Origin of the sequence: Defluviimonas aquaemixtae, from assembly GCF_900302475.1 — a bacterium.
In the GTDB taxonomy this organism is placed as follows: Bacteria; Pseudomonadota; Alphaproteobacteria; order Rhodobacterales; family Rhodobacteraceae; genus Albidovulum; species Albidovulum aquaemixtae.
The window spans coordinates 24,110-39,581 of record NZ_OMOQ01000004.1; the positions used below are offsets into that span (position 1 = coordinate 24,110).

The 15,472-nt window shown below is 64.5% G+C and carries 13 protein-coding genes, 2 tRNA genes and 1 pseudogene; 6 read left to right on the forward strand and 10 right to left on the reverse strand.

Translation table 11 applies throughout. The features are described from left to right. Nucleotides 1–15 precede the first annotated feature (15 nt). Nucleotides 16–579 (reverse strand): elongation factor P, encoded by a 564-nt coding sequence (gene efp / locus DEA8626_RS18415; protein ID WP_108854719.1) that lies wholly within the window; start codon nucleotides 577–579, stop codon nucleotides 16–18. 217 nt (nucleotides 580–796) lie between these two features. Between efp and DEA8626_RS18420 the strand changes: the two genes are divergently transcribed. After that, nucleotides 797–1,123, forward strand: a complete 327-nt coding sequence (locus tag DEA8626_RS18420) for a DUF6280 family protein (RefSeq protein WP_108854720.1) — start codon at nucleotides 797–799, stop codon at nucleotides 1,121–1,123. A 110-nt stretch (nucleotides 1,124–1,233) separates the two neighbouring features. On the opposite strand, the gene DEA8626_RS21165 is transcribed toward DEA8626_RS18420, so the two are convergent. The 3 genes from DEA8626_RS21165 to DEA8626_RS18435 all read right to left on the reverse strand — a co-directional run bounded on the left by DEA8626_RS21165 (nucleotide 1,234) and on the right by DEA8626_RS18435 (nucleotide 4,595). Then, nucleotides 1,234–2,442, reverse strand: a complete 1,209-nt coding sequence (locus DEA8626_RS21165) for a hypothetical protein (RefSeq protein WP_181366518.1) — start codon at nucleotides 2,440–2,442, stop codon at nucleotides 1,234–1,236. Between the two features lie 69 nt (nucleotides 2,443–2,511). Beyond that, nucleotides 2,512–3,885 (reverse strand): TolC family outer membrane protein, encoded by a 1,374-nt coding sequence (locus tag DEA8626_RS18430; protein WP_108854721.1) that lies wholly within the window; start codon nucleotides 3,883–3,885, stop codon nucleotides 2,512–2,514. A gap of 56 nt (nucleotides 3,886–3,941) precedes the next feature. Then, nucleotides 3,942–4,595, reverse strand: a complete 654-nt coding sequence (locus DEA8626_RS18435; protein ID WP_108854722.1) for a protein-L-isoaspartate O-methyltransferase family protein — start codon at nucleotides 4,593–4,595, stop codon at nucleotides 3,942–3,944. A 152-nt stretch (nucleotides 4,596–4,747) separates the two neighbouring features. Here DEA8626_RS18435 and DEA8626_RS18440 point away from each other — a divergent pair. Next, nucleotides 4,748–4,821: transfer RNA gene (locus DEA8626_RS18440), tRNA-Cys, on the forward strand. A gap of 48 nt (nucleotides 4,822–4,869) precedes the next feature. Here DEA8626_RS18440 and DEA8626_RS18445 read toward each other — a convergent pair. Together DEA8626_RS18445 and DEA8626_RS18450 are read right to left on the reverse strand one after the other, a co-directional pair. Continuing rightward, a tRNA-Leu gene (locus DEA8626_RS18445) sits at nucleotides 4,870–4,954 on the reverse strand. A 59-nt stretch (nucleotides 4,955–5,013) separates the two neighbouring features. Beyond that, on the reverse strand, nucleotides 5,014–5,478 hold the full coding sequence (locus tag DEA8626_RS18450; protein ID WP_108854723.1) for an Lrp/AsnC family transcriptional regulator: 465 nt from the start codon (nucleotides 5,476–5,478) through the stop codon (nucleotides 5,014–5,016). A gap of 103 nt (nucleotides 5,479–5,581) precedes the next feature. Between DEA8626_RS18450 and putA the strand changes: the two genes are divergently transcribed. Genes putA through DEA8626_RS18465 form a run of 3 tightly spaced genes read left to right on the forward strand, consistent with a single transcriptional unit; the run spans nucleotide 5,582 to nucleotide 10,183 of the window. Continuing rightward, nucleotides 5,582–9,025 carry a bifunctional proline dehydrogenase/L-glutamate gamma-semialdehyde dehydrogenase PutA gene (gene putA, locus DEA8626_RS18455; RefSeq protein WP_108854724.1) on the forward strand — a complete coding sequence of 1,148 codons (3,444 nt, stop codon included), beginning with the start codon at nucleotides 5,582–5,584 and terminating at the stop codon, nucleotides 9,023–9,025. Between the two features lie 31 nt (nucleotides 9,026–9,056). After that, on the forward strand, nucleotides 9,057–9,800 hold the full coding sequence (locus DEA8626_RS18460; protein WP_108854725.1) for a rhomboid family intramembrane serine protease: 744 nt from the start codon (nucleotides 9,057–9,059) through the stop codon (nucleotides 9,798–9,800). Then, nucleotides 9,797–10,183 (forward strand): GFA family protein, encoded by a 387-nt coding sequence (locus DEA8626_RS18465; RefSeq protein ID WP_108854726.1) that lies wholly within the window; start codon nucleotides 9,797–9,799, stop codon nucleotides 10,181–10,183. The genes DEA8626_RS18460 and DEA8626_RS18465 overlap by 4 nt, the downstream gene beginning before the upstream one ends. Before the next feature lie 70 nt (nucleotides 10,184–10,253). Here the strand turns inward: DEA8626_RS18465 and DEA8626_RS18470 are convergent, their stop codons facing one another. Next, on the reverse strand, nucleotides 10,254–11,045 hold the full coding sequence (locus tag DEA8626_RS18470) for an inositol monophosphatase family protein (RefSeq protein WP_108854727.1): 792 nt from the start codon (nucleotides 11,043–11,045) through the stop codon (nucleotides 10,254–10,256). Nucleotides 11,046–11,349: 304 nt separating this feature from the next. On the opposite strand from DEA8626_RS18470, the gene DEA8626_RS18475 reads away from it, so the two are divergent. After that, a complete protein-coding gene (locus tag DEA8626_RS18475; protein WP_108854728.1) occupies nucleotides 11,350–13,056 on the forward strand; it encodes a bifunctional sulfate adenylyltransferase/adenylylsulfate kinase in 1,707 nt (568 codons plus the stop codon). Between the two features lie 432 nt (nucleotides 13,057–13,488). On the opposite strand, the gene DEA8626_RS21450 is transcribed toward DEA8626_RS18475, so the two are convergent. The 3 genes and pseudogenes from DEA8626_RS21450 to DEA8626_RS21465 form a co-directional block, all read right to left on the reverse strand. Then, nucleotides 13,489–13,836 (reverse strand): aminotransferase class IV, encoded by a 348-nt coding sequence (locus tag DEA8626_RS21450; RefSeq protein WP_306418118.1) that lies wholly within the window; start codon nucleotides 13,834–13,836, stop codon nucleotides 13,489–13,491. Between the two features lie 41 nt (nucleotides 13,837–13,877). Then, a complete protein-coding gene (locus DEA8626_RS21455; RefSeq protein WP_245890920.1) occupies nucleotides 13,878–14,168 on the reverse strand; it encodes an aminotransferase class IV in 291 nt (96 codons plus the stop codon). Between the two features lie 512 nt (nucleotides 14,169–14,680). Beyond that, nucleotides 14,681–15,409, reverse strand: a pseudogene (locus tag DEA8626_RS21465) (hypothetical protein); the annotation flags it as partial. Between the last annotated feature and the right edge of the window lie 63 nt (nucleotides 15,410–15,472).

The window sequence follows — 15,472 nt, forward strand, 5'->3', positions numbered from 1 at the left end:
TTCCCCAGCCTGCCATCAGGCGCGTTCGGAATATTCCATCGTCTCGGTGTGGACGACGATGTCCTCGCCCTCGCCGACGAAGGGCGGCACGGTGACGCGGACCCCGTTGTCCAGGATCGCGGGCTTGTAGCTATTCGCCGCGGTCTGGCCCTTCACGACGGGCTCGGTCTCCACAACCTTGCAGACGACCTTCTGCGGCAGCTGAACGCTGAGCGCCTCGTCGCCGTAATATTCAATTGTCGCGACCATCCCATCCTGCAGAAAGGGCCGACGTTCGCCGAGGAGGTCGGCCGGCAGCTCGGTCTGTTCGAACGTCTCGTTGTCCATGAATACGAGCATGCCGTCATTTTCATACAGAAATTGCTGGTCCTTCTGGTCAAGCCGCACGCGCTCGACCTTGTCCTCGGACCGGAATCTCTCGTTCAGTTTTCGGCCGTCGCGCAGGTTTTTGAGTTCGACCTGGGCGAAGGCGCCGCCCTTTCCGGGCTTGACGTGGCTGACCTTCACGGCGGCCCAGAGGCCACCGTCATGTTCCAGAACGTTTCCGGGACGAATTTCGTTGCCATTGATCTTGGGCATCTGTCTAAACCTTGACGAAAGGTTGAATGGAGTTGGGCGGCACCTATATATGCCACTCTGCCAACTAGCAAGCCAACAAGATACGGTATGCTTTGGGGAGAAGCTATGCATTCAGAGCATATCTGCCATGACCAAAGGGGAATATCGAATCAGGGCCAAAAAGCCATAAACAGCAGGACGCCCGGAAACGCAAGAGCAAGAATAATGGATACAGGAAATGCGCGATTTCGTTGACGGCACCGCATTCAACTACGAGCAAGGCCAGAGGTCGCGAAAGCTCTTCGCCGCCGTTGTGCTCGCCGCTCTGGACGATGCGATCGCCGATGACAAGAAGTATGGCAACGGCCCCGAGCAGATCGCTCGCTGGGCGCGATCCCGTGATGGGCGCGAAGTTTTGTCCTGTGCCGGCATCGACCCCAACGAGCGGGTCGTGACGGGCCTGATGGAGTTCGTGTCCAAAGGCGTGCGCACCTCCGTGGCGCTGTCGCGCGAGGAAAGCGAACGCCGCCACGCCGCCGCTGCCGAGGAAGCCGAGGCGGCCTGACCCAGCCCGGCGGGACCTGCCGCCACGCATGAAGGCGCGCCCCATCCAGGGCGCGCTTTCGTTATGGGCAAATGTTCGGAATGTGCCGGGCGTCGCCTCCGGATGGGAGTTCAGCCGTTTTCGCCACTTTCGAGCGCCCTTTGGATTTCACGCCGAACGAGCATGCGGACATTGCGGGTGATGCGCTCGCCCAGCGGCCCCTTCAACTCATCGCGCAGGATCTCGGCAACGAGTTCGCGCAGGACGTCCATCTCGAGCGCAACCTCGGCGCCCGCGACACCCGAGAGACCGGACTCACCAGCCTCCGCACCGCTGTCGCCAGTGCCTTGTGCATCCGCCACGTCCGGACCGGCGCTCTCGGCTTCTGCGGTCGCTCCGTCATCAACGGTCTCGGTCGCTGCCACGGCCTCGGCGGGGCCCAGGTGCAACCGGCGGGGTGGTGCTGTGGCACGCTCACCAGTTCCGCCCGCAGTGAGTGCCTCCGGGGATTCGGAGTCCTCCTGACGACGCGCACTGAAGGCAGGCAAAGCGGCCGCGGCCCCGACAACTTCCGGCAGTTCCTCGACAGGAGCGTCCTGTGGAACAGCGTCCGAACCGGGCTGATCTGAAATGTCCGACGCCCCCCCGCCAAGGCGGTCCTCGGATTCGCCAAGCACAAGAACCCCGCTCTCCGCGTCGGTCTCTGCCGCGTCGCCAGAACCCTCGGTGGGCTTTTTTCCAGCCTCCAGCCAGTCGTCCGCGCCGCCACCGGTCACGGGCTGCGAAAGCTCCGCCACGTCGGGGTCGTCCCCTTGGTCCACGGCGAAGCCGTCCTCGAAGACCTCGTCCAGCTCTGCATCGACACCGCGATCTGATGCGATCTCGCTGCCGTCGGGCTCGAACTCCCCGCCGAATCCGGCGACCGCGGCTTCGAGCTCGGCGATCGTATCCTCGAGCGAGCCAGCCTCACCAGCATCGCTCGCGGCATCCTTGTCCCAATCGACGACGTCGTCCTGGCCGCGGCCGGCGAGCTGGGGATCGCGGACCTCGATTTCCGGCACCTCGTCGCCTTCCTCGAAGATCCCGTCGCCCGCGATCGTTTGGCGCAGCGTATCCACTCCGAGAGGCGCGGTCTCGCCGCCTTCGGTAACCCGAAGCGCCTCCGTCAGCATCAGCTTGCCCGGTTCCTCGGACGCCTCGCGTCCAGCTTCGTCGTGCTTCTGTGCATCGGCTCGAGGCTCGGCATCGCCTGCCGGTTTGCGGCGGCTGTCTTCCGAGACGAGACGCCGTATGGAGGACAGAACGTCCTGAATCTCCATATTCGTCAGCGGGTCAGACATTTTGTTCCTCAACCGTTCCTGCCCCTCAGTCTAAGGCTGCACGCCCTGCCCCACAACCGTAACGTGCAGTCAGTTCTTTCCGATGGCCTTCAGGACCCGGTCGAGGCTTTTCCCCTGTACCGAGGTCACGGGCGCATTCTTGACGGCATTGTAGTACGCTTCGGGATCGTAGATCGGAACCCCGAGCGACAGACGCTCCGCGGTCAGAAGACCCATAGAAGACAATAGTTGATAGAACGCTATCTGCAAATTGGCTTCTGCGGTGATCCTGCGCGCGCGGGCGTCGAGCAGCGCTTGCTCGGCATCGAGAACGTCGAGCGTCGTGCGCGCGCCAAGCTTGGCTTCTTCAGATACGCCGTCATAGGCGATGGTCGCTGCCTCGATTTCGCGCTCGGTCGCAACGATCTGGGCACGCGCAACCTCAATGGCGGCCCAGGCGTCGCCCACGCCCTGCGTCACGAAGACACCGGCCTGCAGCAGCGCGGAGCGCGCCGCGTCGCGCCCGGCGATGGCCTTCCGGTGGGCCGCAGAAAGCGCGCCACCCGCAAATATCGTCTGCCGGAGTTCGATCCCGAGCCGGGAGGTGTCGGCCCCGTCGCTGTTGCGTGAAAGCGCTGCGGTGCCGCGCACGTCGGGCATCCGCTCGGCGGCGGCAAGATCGACCTGAAGATCGGCTACGCGCGCCTGGAACTGCGCCTGACGGACGTCGGGATGGGTGCGCTGTGCAATGGACTGCGCCTCGGCCAGGATCCGGGGCAGCGCAGGAGCGGGCGGCGCGGATGCCAGCAAACCGGGATAGCCCCCGGTCGCGGCCCTGTAGGCTTCCCGAGCGCTGGCCAGATCACCCTCGGCCGCCGCCAGCGAAGCGCGTGCGCCCGCCAGCCGTGCTTCTGCTTGGGCGACATCTGTTCGCGTCACCTCGCCGACATCGAACTTGTCCTGCGTGGCGCGCAGCGTCTCGGCAAGGACGCGCACCGAGTTCTGGTTGATCGCGACGTTCTCGATGGCGCTGCGCACGCTGAAATAGGCCTGAACCGCCGACAAAAGCACGTCCTGCTCGACGCCGACGAGCGCCTGGCGCGTGGCCAGAACGCTCTGCTTGGCGATTTCGACAGCCAGATCGGACCGGCCAAAATCGAAGAGGATCACCTCGGCCTGCAGGCCGAGCGAGGTCGTCAGGTTCCGGTTGAGCGTGCTGTCGCTCAGCTGCGCGCTCGCGACCCACCGGAGGACGGGGCGCAAGGTGGCCACAGCGCCAGCCACGTCCTCGTCAGAGGCGCGCAGTACGGCGCGGTTCTGTTCGATGATGTTGGAGTTGCGGTAGGCGGCGACCAGCGCATCGCCCAAAGTCTCGGCCTTTGCGGCGCCGGAGACAATCAGCCCGAAAGCACAGATGCCCGCAGCGACGAAACGGCGCGGCGAAAGACTGCAGAGCGCTCTCATGTCAACTCCCTTCCCTGCCTCGGTGCCCGGCCGGCGCTTGGGGGCGGACAATTCGGTCACAGTGTGAACCCTCGTTCACGCTCAAATCCCGGCAGGACCGGCGCCGTCGCGTTGAATGCGAAGCGCCAACTCACGCGTCCGTCGATCTTGCGACCGACCTGGCAGGCGCCCAGCGCCCCCTCCATGAGCAGGCACGCGATGCGCCCGCCCTCTTTCAATTGGGCGAGGATCGCATCCGGCACCACCTCCGCCGCGCCCTCGACGACGATCACGTCGTAGGGACCGTGCTTCGCCGCGCCCTGGGATAGAGGCGCCTCGATGACGGCGGCGCTGTCCACGCCCTCTGCCGAGAGCCGGGCCTGCGCCTGCGCCGCAAGATCGGGATCCTCCTCGACCGCAACGACGGCCTCGGCCAGGAGCGCCATCACCGCGGCAGAATACCCGAGCCCGCAGCCAATATCGAGCACGACATCTTCGGGGCCGATATCCAGCGCATCAAGCATCTTGGCCAACGTCCGCGCCTCGAGCATGACACGCCCGCCTCCCAGATCGACGTCCCCGCCGACATAGGCAGCCTCGCGCCGCTGTGCCGGCACGAACGCTTCGCGCGGGACGCTCAGCATCGCTTCGATGATGGGAAATTTCGTCACGTCGCTGGGACGGACCTGCGTATCCACCATCATGGTGCGGCGCTGTGCGAAATCGGTCATGGCCTGAACTCTTCGGTCTGCTCTCTAGCGCAAACTCTTGCCACATAAACCCGGGCGGAGCAACGTCTGACCGCCCTGCCCGGACCGCACAAAAGCTCGCATGCGCCGGGCTTGCGTGGGACAGAGCCATGGTATATCTCCGCCCCACCTCCGGCGGGTTGGCGGAGAGGTTACGCAGCGGATTGCAAATCCGTGTAGACCGGTTCGATTCCGGTACCCGCCTCCACTCTCCATCGAGGTTTCCGATTGGGCCGCGCTAGCCGCATCATGGAAGTGGTGGCCGCTGAGGGACTCGAACCCTCACGCCCGAAGGCCTCCGATTTTAAGTCGGGTCTGTCTACCTGTTCCAGCAAGCGGCCGCCCGCGCCTCTTCTAGTCGCCCTCGACCCGCCCGGCAATGGCCACTCCGCCCCGCGGCTCAGAGCCCATGCTCCTTCACCGCCTCCATCGCCACGAAGGTCGAGGTCGCGGCGACATGCGGCAGCGTGGAAATTCGTTCGCCCAGTACCCGCCGATAGTCGGCGATGTCGCTTGTGCGGACTTTCATCAGATAGTCGAAACCTGCGGCCATCATGTGGCATTCCTCGATCTCGGGCAGCGCGCGCACGGCTCTGTTGAAGGCCTGGAGCGCCGCCTCCCGCGTGTCTGAGAGGCGCACCTCGACATAGGCGACATGCGCGAGCCCCATGCGGATGGGATTCAGCACGGCCCGGTAGCCCGCGATCACGCCCGCTTCTTCCAGGCGGCGCACCCGCGCTTGGGTCGGCGTCTTGGTCAGCCCGATGCGGCGGGCAAGCTCGGTGACGGACATACGGCCGTCCTCCGAAAGGGCGCGCAGAATCGCGGCGTCGTAGCGATCCATCGGGGACAGGTCATCTGGCATGCGAAACGCCTTTATTTTGGTCTAACGGGCTACTACTGATAAACATTCAGTCAGAATGACTTCAGAACAAGCATTATCTTAGCCGCACAACGCGGAGGAAGACATGCACCACCCCTGGCACACCATCGATTCCGGCACGCTTCAGCCGGAAGCTCCTCTTCTCGAACGCCTGATCGGCGAGGCCGCGCTCGACCGCGCCGCGCGCGATCGGATCGTCGCCGAGGGCGCGGGGCTCGTCCGTCAGATCCGGTCCGACGTGCGGCCAGGGATGATGGAGGTCTTCCTCGCCGAATACGGCCTTTCGACTGAAGAGGGGATCGCGCTCATGTGCCTCGCTGAGGCGTTGCTGCGCGTCCCCGACGCTGACACGATGGACGCGTTAATCGAGGACAAGATCGCGCCCTCGGACTGGGGCAAGCATCTTGGCCATTCCGCATCCTCGCTCGTCAACGCTTCGACTTGGGCGCTGATGCTGACCGGCAAGGTCCTTGAAGAGGAGAAGGACCCCGGCATCGTCGGCCACTTGCGCGGTGCCGTAAAGCGGCTGGGCGAACCCGTGATCCGGCGTGCGACGCGGCAAGCGATGAAGGAGATGGGCCGCCAATTCGTGCTCGGCGAGACGATCAGCGCCGCGATGGAGCGCGCCTCGAGGATGGAGGCGCGCGGCTACACCTATTCCTACGACATGCTAGGCGAGGCTGCCAAGACAGCCGAGGATGCCGAACGTTACGCCATCGCCTATTCCAAGGCGATTGCCGCTATCTCCCGGGCCGCGAAAAGCGACGACATCCGCAAAAATCCGGGGATCTCGGTGAAACTCTCGGCGCTCCACCCCCGCTACGAGCTCGCGCAGGAAGCGCGTGTGATGGCCGAACTGGTGCCGGTAGTCCGCGACCTCGCGCGGCAGGCCGCGCAGGCGCGGATGGGCTTCAACATCGACGCGGAAGAGGCGGACCGGCTGACGCTCTCGCTGAAGGTCATCGAGGCCGTGCTAGCCGACGAAGAGCTTGCCGGCTGGGACGGTTTCGGTGTCGTAGTCCAGGCCTATGGCCGCCGCGCGGGGATGGTGCTCGACCGGCTTTACTCGCTGGCAGAAAAACTCGACCGCAAGATCATGGTCCGGCTGGTGAAGGGCGCCTACTGGGACGCCGAGATCAAGCGCGCGCAGGTCATGGGGCTTGAGGATTTCCCGGTCTTCACGCGCAAGGAAGCGACCGACGTGAGCTATGTCGCGAATGCGCGGAGGATCCTTGGCATGACCGACCGGATCTATCCCCAGTTCGCCACCCACAATGCCCATACCGTCGCCGCGATCCTTGACATGGCCGACGACAAGCCCTTCGAATTCCAGCGCCTGCACGGCATGGGCGAGCGGCTGCACGACATCGTTCTAAAGCGCGACAAGACCCGCTGCCGCATCTACGCTCCGGTGGGCGCGCATCGCGACCTGCTCGCCTATCTCGTCCGGCGGCTCCTGGAGAACGGCGCCAACTCCTCCTTCGTCAACCAGATCGTCGACGAGGACGTTTCGCCGGAAGAGGTCGCTGCCTGCCCGTTCGACGCAGTCGAGGCGATGCTTCCGGGCCTGACAAACCGAGCGATCCGCACCGGGCCGGACCTTTTCGCGCCCGAGCGGCAGAACTCCAAAGGCTTCGATCTGTCCGACGGTCCCACGCTCGCCCGGATCGACGCCGCGCGCGCCGAGTTCGCCAAGACCGAGTTCACCGCCGAACCGCTTCTCGCCTGCAATGTGGCGGGGCTGAAGCCGCGACGCGTCCACAACCCCGCGACCGGACAGCTTGTCGGCCGCGTCACCGATGCCTCAGCCGCCGACGTGGACGGCGCGCTTTCCGCGGCGAAGCCCTGGAAGGCGAGTGCCGCCGAGCGCGCAGCGGTCCTGAATCGCGCCGCCGATCTCTTTGAGGAGAGTTTCGGCCCGATCTTTGCGCTCCTCGCACGCGAAGCGGGCAAAACGCAAATGGACGCCGTCGCGGAACTGCGCGAGGCGGTGGACTTCCTGCGCTACTACGCGGCGCGCGGTCTGGAACTGAAACAACCGCCGCTCGGGACCTTCGCCTGCATCTCCCCCTGGAACTTCCCGCTCGCGATCTTCACCGGCCAGATCGCCGCCGCGCTGGCGGCCGGCAACGCCGTCGTCGCCAAGCCCGCCGAACAGACCCCGCTGATCGCCGCCCATGCCGTGGCGCTCCTCCACAAGGCGGGCGTCCCAGCCTCGACGCTCCAGCTCCTGCCCGGCGACGGCGCGACGGTCGGCGCCAAGCTCACCTCCGATCCGCGCGTGAACGGCGTCTGCTTCACCGGCTCGACCGAAACGGCGCAGCTCATCCGCAAGGCCATGGCGCGACACCTCGCCCCCGGCGCGCCGCTGATTGCCGAGACGGGCGGGCTGAACGCGATGATCGTCGACTCGACCGCGCTCCCCGAACAGGCCGTGCGCGACATCGTGGCGTCGTCCTTCCAGTCGGCCGGCCAGCGCTGCTCGGCGCTCCGCTGCCTCTACGTGCAGGAGGACATCGCCGACCGCTTCACCGACATGCTCTTCGGCGCGATGGAGGAGCTCTCCGTCGGCGACCCCTGGCATCTCTCGACCGATGTCGGCCCGGTCATCGACGAAGAGGCCGAACGAGGCATCCGCGCCCACGTCGAAAAGGCCCGCAAGGAGGGGCGGCTCCTGCGCCAGCTCTCGACACCCAAAGGAGGCCACTTTATCGCGCCGTCCGTCATCCGCGTGTCCGGCATCGCCGACATGAAGCGCGAGATCTTCGGCCCGGTCCTGCATGTCGCGACCTTCGATGCGGACGACCTTCAGAAGATCATCGATGACGTCAACGCGACGGGCTACGGCCTCACCTTCGGCCTCCACACCCGGATCGACAACCGCGTGCAGGAGGTGACCGAGGCGCTGCACGTCGGCAACATCTACGTAAACCGCAACCAGATCGGCGCGGTCGTGGGCTCCCAGCCCTTTGGCGGCGAGGGCCTTTCGGGAACCGGCCCGAAAGCCGGCGGTCCGCATTACCTCGCCCGATTCACCGCCCCGCCCCGGCCGGACAAGGCAGGCAACGCCGAATGCAAGGCCGATCCGGCCCGGGTCCAGGCCGCGCTCGACGCCGCGCCGCCGCCGACTACGCTCGCCCGCCTCGACCTGCCCGGCCCCACGGGCGAGTCGAACCGGCTGACGCTTCTCGCCCGCGCGCCCTTCCTCTGTCTCGGCCCCGGCCGCGAGGCGACCGGGGCGCAGGCCGAGGCGATCCAGGCGCTCGGCGGGCAGGCGATCGCGGTCGCGGGCACGCTCGACCCCGAGGCCCTGACCACGCTCAGGGGCTTCGCCGGCGTCTTCTACTGGGGCGACGAGGCGACGGCGCGCACGCTGGACGAGGCGCTCGCGCGCCGCGACGGGCCGATTCTGCCGCTCGTCACCGCCTTGCCCGATCTCGGCCATGTCGCGCATGAACGCCATGTCTGCGTCGACACCACCGCCTCGGGCGGCAACGCCGCGCTGCTCGCCCAGGCCGGTTCCGCTTGACGCCGGATCGGGGAGGGGCGAGCCTCGTCCCATGTTCCCGATCCGCGACCACAACCCTTCGGAACGCACGCCCTACGTGGTCTATGCGCTGATCGCGGCGAACGTCGCCGCGTATCTCCTGCAACTGCCCTACACAGGCAGCGAACGCGCCATGCTTGCCTTCTGGCGCGACTGGGCGATGATCCCGGTCGTGGTCACCCAAAGCGGCGAACTCCACGGCATCTTCACCTCGATGTTCCTACATGCCGGGCTCCTGCATCTCGCGGGCAACATGCTCTTTCTCTGGATCTTCGGCGACAACATGGAGGATCAGCTCGGCCATCTGGGCTTCCTTCTCTTTTATCTCGCGGGCGGCGTCGCGGCGGCGCTCGCCCATATCGCGGCCAACCCGGCTTCGGTCGTCCCGACCGTAGGCGCCTCGGGCGCGATCGGCGCCGTGCTCGGTGGCTACCTTCTGTTCTTCCCGCGCGCGCGGATCGACGTGCTTCTGATCTTCATCGTCTTCTTCCGCGTCTTTGCGATCCCGGCCTGGACCATGCTCGGGCTCTGGTTCGCGATGCAGATCTTCGGCGGTCTCGGCACGCCGACCCAAGGCGGCGGGGTCGCCTACTGGGCGCATGCCGGAGGCTTCATCGCCGGAATCCTGCTCGCGTTTCCAACCTGGCTGAGGCGCGGAGCGCGCGGGTACTGGCAGCGCACGGAAGGCCATCCGCCGCATCCCGACGCGCGCTACTCGACCACCTCGATCCCCGTCATCCGCCGGAGACGCAAATGACCCTGCCCGAGATTCGCACTCCGCACCGCGCCACCTGCCATTGCGGCGCGGTGGAGCTTGCGGTCACGCTCTCCGACGGTCTCACCACCGCCCGGCGCTGCGACTGCTCTTTCTGCGCGCGCCGGGGCGCCATCGCGGTGACCGCGCCGATTAACGGCGTGAGGATCGTGAGGGGCGCGGAGAATCTCACGCTCTACACCTGGAACACCGGCACTGCGAAACACTATTTCTGCAAGACTTGCGGCATCTATACCCACCACCGGCGCCGGTCGAACCCGAACGAGTGCGGCGTCAACGCGGCCTGCCTCGAAGGCGTCAATCCGCGCGACCTCGACCCCGTGGAATGGACCGACGGCATCAACCACCCCTCCGACCGCGCCTGATCTTCTTCTGTTAGAAAAATACTCTCGGGGGTGAATTGTCGCGCATGCGGCAAGAGGGGGCAGAAGGCCCCTACGCCTCCTCGCGCAGCACCTTCGCCAGGCCAGCGAACAGCTCGCCATTCGCCGCGATCACCGAACCGCTGTCGAATATCTCCCGCCTCTCGCGCACCGCCTCGGTGAACCCCCCGGCCTCGCGCACCAGTAGAAGCCCCGCCGCCATGTCCCAGGCATTGAGCTCGCGCTCCCAGAAGCCGTCATACCGCCCCGCCGCGACATAGGCGAGGTCCAGAGCGGCTGCCCCCCAGCGGCGCACGCCCGCGCAAGTCGGCATCAGCCGCGCGAGGTCCTTCAGCGTTGCCGGCAGCGTCTTCTTCGTCCCGAACGGCACGCCCGTGGCGAAGACCGCCTCGGCCATCGACCGCCGCCCCGAGACACGGATGCGGGCCTCGTTCATCCAGGCGCCCTGGCCCTTCTCAGCCCAGAACAGCTCGTCCTTGGCCGGGTCTAGGATCACCGCCGCAACGATCTCCCCCTTGTGCTCGAGCGCAATGGAGACCGCCCAGTGCGGCAGGCCGTGCAGGAAATTCGTCGTCCCGTCCAGGGGATCGACGATCCAGCGACGGGTCGGGTCCGCGCCCGCCTCCTCGTCGGATTCTTCGGCCAGCCAGCCATAGGTCGGGCGCGCACCAGTCAACTCCTCGCGAATGATCTTCTCCGCCGCAAGGTCGGCCTTGCTCACGAAGTCCCCCGCCCCCTTGACCGAGACCTGAAGGTTCTCGACTTCACGGAAATCCTTCACGAGGCTGCGGCCCGCCTTGCGGGCGGCCTTGATCATCAGGTTAAGATTGGCGCTGCCCTGCATCGGCCTCCGGCTCCTCGTTGTCAGGCCAGTGGCTATAGCGGTGGGCCCGTCCCTTGTGAAGGGATCGAGGCCGAAAATCCCGCCAGGGGATCGTTCCGGCCCGGCACGCGGCGCAGAACCGTTCGTCCGCCGTCCGGCGCCCTGCCCGCAACAGTGTCCGCCAGGGCAAGGAAACTGTGCGATTCCGGCCCGAATCCCGCAAAAAGACCGGCCCCTCGCTTGAACTTCGGCCAAGATCGGGGATATGCCCCGCCCAGATGCGCCCCGCCTGGCCGCGCTGTTTCAATCTGAGGTTACTTCAGTGATGTCGATCCCCAATCACGCTCCGATCCCGGAGCTTTACGTCTCCTACGAGTCCGCCCAGAAACTGAAGCACGAGGCCGGAGGCCTTCCGTCCTGGGACCTGACGCCGCGCCAGACCTGCGATCTGGAGCTTCTGATGAACGGCGGCTTCCACCCGCTAAAGGGTTTCATGACCGAGGCCGACTACGACGGCGTGCTTGAAAACATGCGGCTTTCCGACGGGTCGATCTGGCCGATCCCGGTGACGCTTGACGTCGCAGAAGCCTTCGCCGAGACAGTCGAGCCCGGTCAGGACATCGCTCTCCGCGATGCCGAGGGCGTAATCCTCGCCATCCTGTCGGTCACCGACAAATGGAGCCCGGACAAAAACGCCGAGGCCAAAAAGGTGTTTGGCGCCGACGACATCGCGCATCCGGCTGTCAACTACCTGCACCACACCGCGGGCAAGGTCTATCTCGGTGGCCCGATCACAGGCATCCAGCCGCCCGTGCACTACGACTTCAAGGCCCGCCGCGACACGCCCAATGAACTCCGTGCCTACTTCCGCAAACTGGGATGGCGAAAGGTCGTAGCGTTCCAGACCCGCAACCCCCTGCACCGCGCGCATCAGGAACTGACATTCCGCGCGGCGAAGGAGGCGCAGGCAAACCTCCTGATCCACCCGGTCGTCGGCATGACGAAGCCCGGCGATGTCGATCACTTCACCCGCGTACGCTGCTACGAGGCGGTGCTGGACCAGTACCCGGCCTCCACGACGCACCTGTCGCTTCTGAACCTTGCGATGCGCATGGGCGGCCCGCGCGAAGCCGTCTGGCACGCGATCATCCGCAAGAACCACGGCATCACCCACTTCATCGTCGGGCGCGATCATGCCGGTCCGGGCAAGAACAGCGAGGGCAAGGATTTCTACGACCCCTATGCCGCGCAGGACCTTGTCGCCAAGCACCAGGCCGAGATCGGCATCGAGATGGTCGACTTCAAGCAAATGGTCTACGTGCAGGAGAAGGCCCAGTATTTTCCCGTGGACGAGGTGCCCGAAAAATCGACCGTGCTCGACATCTCCGGCACGGAACTGCGCCGCCGCCTGCGCGAGGGGCTGGAAATCCCCGACTGGTTCTCCTTCCCCGAGGTCGTACAGGAGCTGCGCCGCACCTCGCCGCCGCGCGCCAAGCAGGGCTTCACGGTCTTCTTCACGGGGCTCTCGGGCTCGGGCAAGTCGACGATCGCCAATGCGCTGATGGTCAAATTGATGGAGATGGGCGGCCGGCCGACGACGCTGCTCGACGGCGACGTGGTGCGCAAGCATCTGTCCTCCGAACTCGGCTTCTCGAAAGAGCACCGCGACCTCAACATTAAGCGCATCGGCTATGTCGCCTCCGAGATCACCAAAAACGGCGGAATCGCGATTTGCGCGCCGATCGCGCCCTACACCGCGACCCGCCGAGCGGTGCGCGAGATGGTCGAGCAATACGGCGCCTTCTTGGAAGTCCACGTGGCCACGAGCCTCGAAGAGTGTGAGCGCCGCGACCGAAAGGGACTCTACAAGCTCGCCCGCGAAGGCAAGATCAAGGAATTCACCGGTATCTCAGACCCCTACGAGGAACCGCAGAACCCGGAGCTACGGGTCGAGACCGAGAATGTCGACGTCGACAACTGCGCGCACCAGGTGATCCTGAAGCTCGAGTCGATGGGCTTGATCAGGGCCTGATCGCGAGACCTAAGGAATAGGCTTTGGACTGCGGCGGGGCCAATCGGAGTTATAGGGCAAGGCCTCAGAGTATCCCGCGTGGGAGGCTGGTCGCGGTGGGCGAAGATCACCGCAATGCGGGATAAAGGTGACCATCAGACGTGCGGAGTCAGTGTAGAACCTGCGTTAAGCCGTAGCCGGATGATCGACGATTATGCGGTACTGCCCTTCCGCATACATTCGCCCGTATCTCTCGGTGACCTTTTTGGTAATCGACCCAGGTGTTCCCGTCCAAATTGGTTCGCCGTCAATCCTGGTGACGGGCATGGCCCCGCCTGCGATCGAAGTGATAAAGACCTTGTCCGCCTGCCTGAGCTGATCCGGAGACATATCCTGCGCGATGCATTCGACCTCCATCATTTGGCTGATGTTGAAAACTGTCTGGCGGGTGATTCACTTCAGGACACCATGGCGGGATGTCCAGGTTTTGCCATCCGACACGGCAATCATATCGAATACAGGCCCTTCGGAAATGTTCCCGTTGACGTCAACGAGAATTGCTGTATCGGCGCTTTGGTCGTATGCCGAATAGAGCCCCTTGATCAAATCAAGCCAATGGTAGTTCTTTACGGTTGAATCAACTGATTGAGGCGGAATGCGCACAATTAGAGCTATGGCGGCGTGCAAGCCGTTCTCCAACTGTTCGGCAATGGCAACAGACCCAAAGGGAAACGCAAATGCGATTAGCCGATTGACTGCGTTTCTCGGGGCCCGACTGAAAGTAGGGGACATTCCGCGCATAGAGGTGAACTCAACGTATGAATTCTGAAGCCCCGACAGCGCTACGAAATTTTTTTCAGGATTTCTGTAACCTGTGCTTTGTCATGCGAGATTGCCATGTGCAGCTTCTCCAATCCGGCAAAGAACCGTTCGAGGTGATCTTCGAGTCGGAAAAACACGCCTTTCCAAGCGTGTACCACGTCATGAGTTGCGTCGGAATGAAGTAGGCCATAGTCCAGCACCGATATTTTTACTAAGCCAATCAGTAGGTATTGCACGTCCATGCACGCGACACTCGGAGGGCAAGTGCTGGGGTCGGCATAGTGATCGGACAATTCTGGATGACTGCGCATGACCTGGCTCCATTTCGGGTCTTCAACATTCAGCGCAAATGTCAGTATTGAGCTCGAAGCGGACGAAACGCCCGTCGGAGCTTTTCATTCAAGACGGCCGTTCCTGAGAGTCGCCCACATCGGCGTGTCGTGGAAAAGCCGGGCCGATAGCGAATGCGCGCGAGATCGGGCAGGAGTGGACTATCATAGTGTCTCCGATCATTCCGTATTATTTCGGTGAAATGCCTGCCTTCAGACCGCCGTTGCTGAACACCCGGCGAAAAGGTGATCTCGCTCATACTACCTCTGGTTTCTTCCGACGCCGCTCGCGCTTCAATCGAAGGGGTCGTGACGCCTGACGCCACGCTCAGTTTCCCTTCGCGCCTGCCCCGGCCCAGTCGGCCAAGATCTGGGTGCCGCCGGGCCGCTCAACGATTGCGGTGCCGGCGTCCACCCTGTCGCCCTTGTCGACGTGGTTGACCTGGCCGACTCCGCATAGTTTCGCGAAGTGACGATGTCGATGATTTCTGCACTCATGCCGGTGTCTCGTCGGGGTGTTCCCTTTGCAGCCGCCCGGCGGCAAGTGCAGGAGCTGCGACCACTCCTGCGGCCATGCCGAGCGTCAACGCCAGCCCGCCCACCTGGTAGGTCAGTCCCAAAAGCACCGTACCGATCAGCCACCCATCTGCGTTGGCCGTGTAGCAAAAGCCCGCATCCATAGTCACGCGCTCTTCGCGCATGAACGCGAGGATCAGGTAGGATTGAAGCGAGGCACTGGCCATCAGCGCCACATCGACCAACCGGGGGGATACCCCATCTCATTGTGGTACCAGGCAAAGGCCTTTACCTGCGTGCCGTTCACCACCATCGTCGTGGCGGGCATTGACGATGCTCGACCGCGTGTCGTTAGTGTTGTCAGCCGAAACGAGGGGCCGCACCTCATAGCGCAGAATACGCTTGAGCGAACCTTCAGCCGCGACCTTGAAGAGCGCGTTCACCTCCTCCGCATCTGTTGCGAGCTCGACTTCGAACACGCAGTCGGTGATTGCGGCGTTGCGCAGCGGCACACGGACGGCGAGGCCGTTCAGCTGCCCTTTCAGCTCGAGATAGATCAGCGTGATCGCCGTGGTGCTACCCGTCGTCGTCGTGATCGACCCGTACCGGATACCGATGGCCTCGTGGATCACCTTCACCACCGGGCGACGGCAGTTGGCCGTGCACGAGGGGGTCGTGACGATCCGATGACGCGCAGGACCAAAAAGTCGCGCCCCCCCATCAGCAATATTGTCCCCATTCTCGGCTGTCTTGCGTGAGGGCTGGTGGCT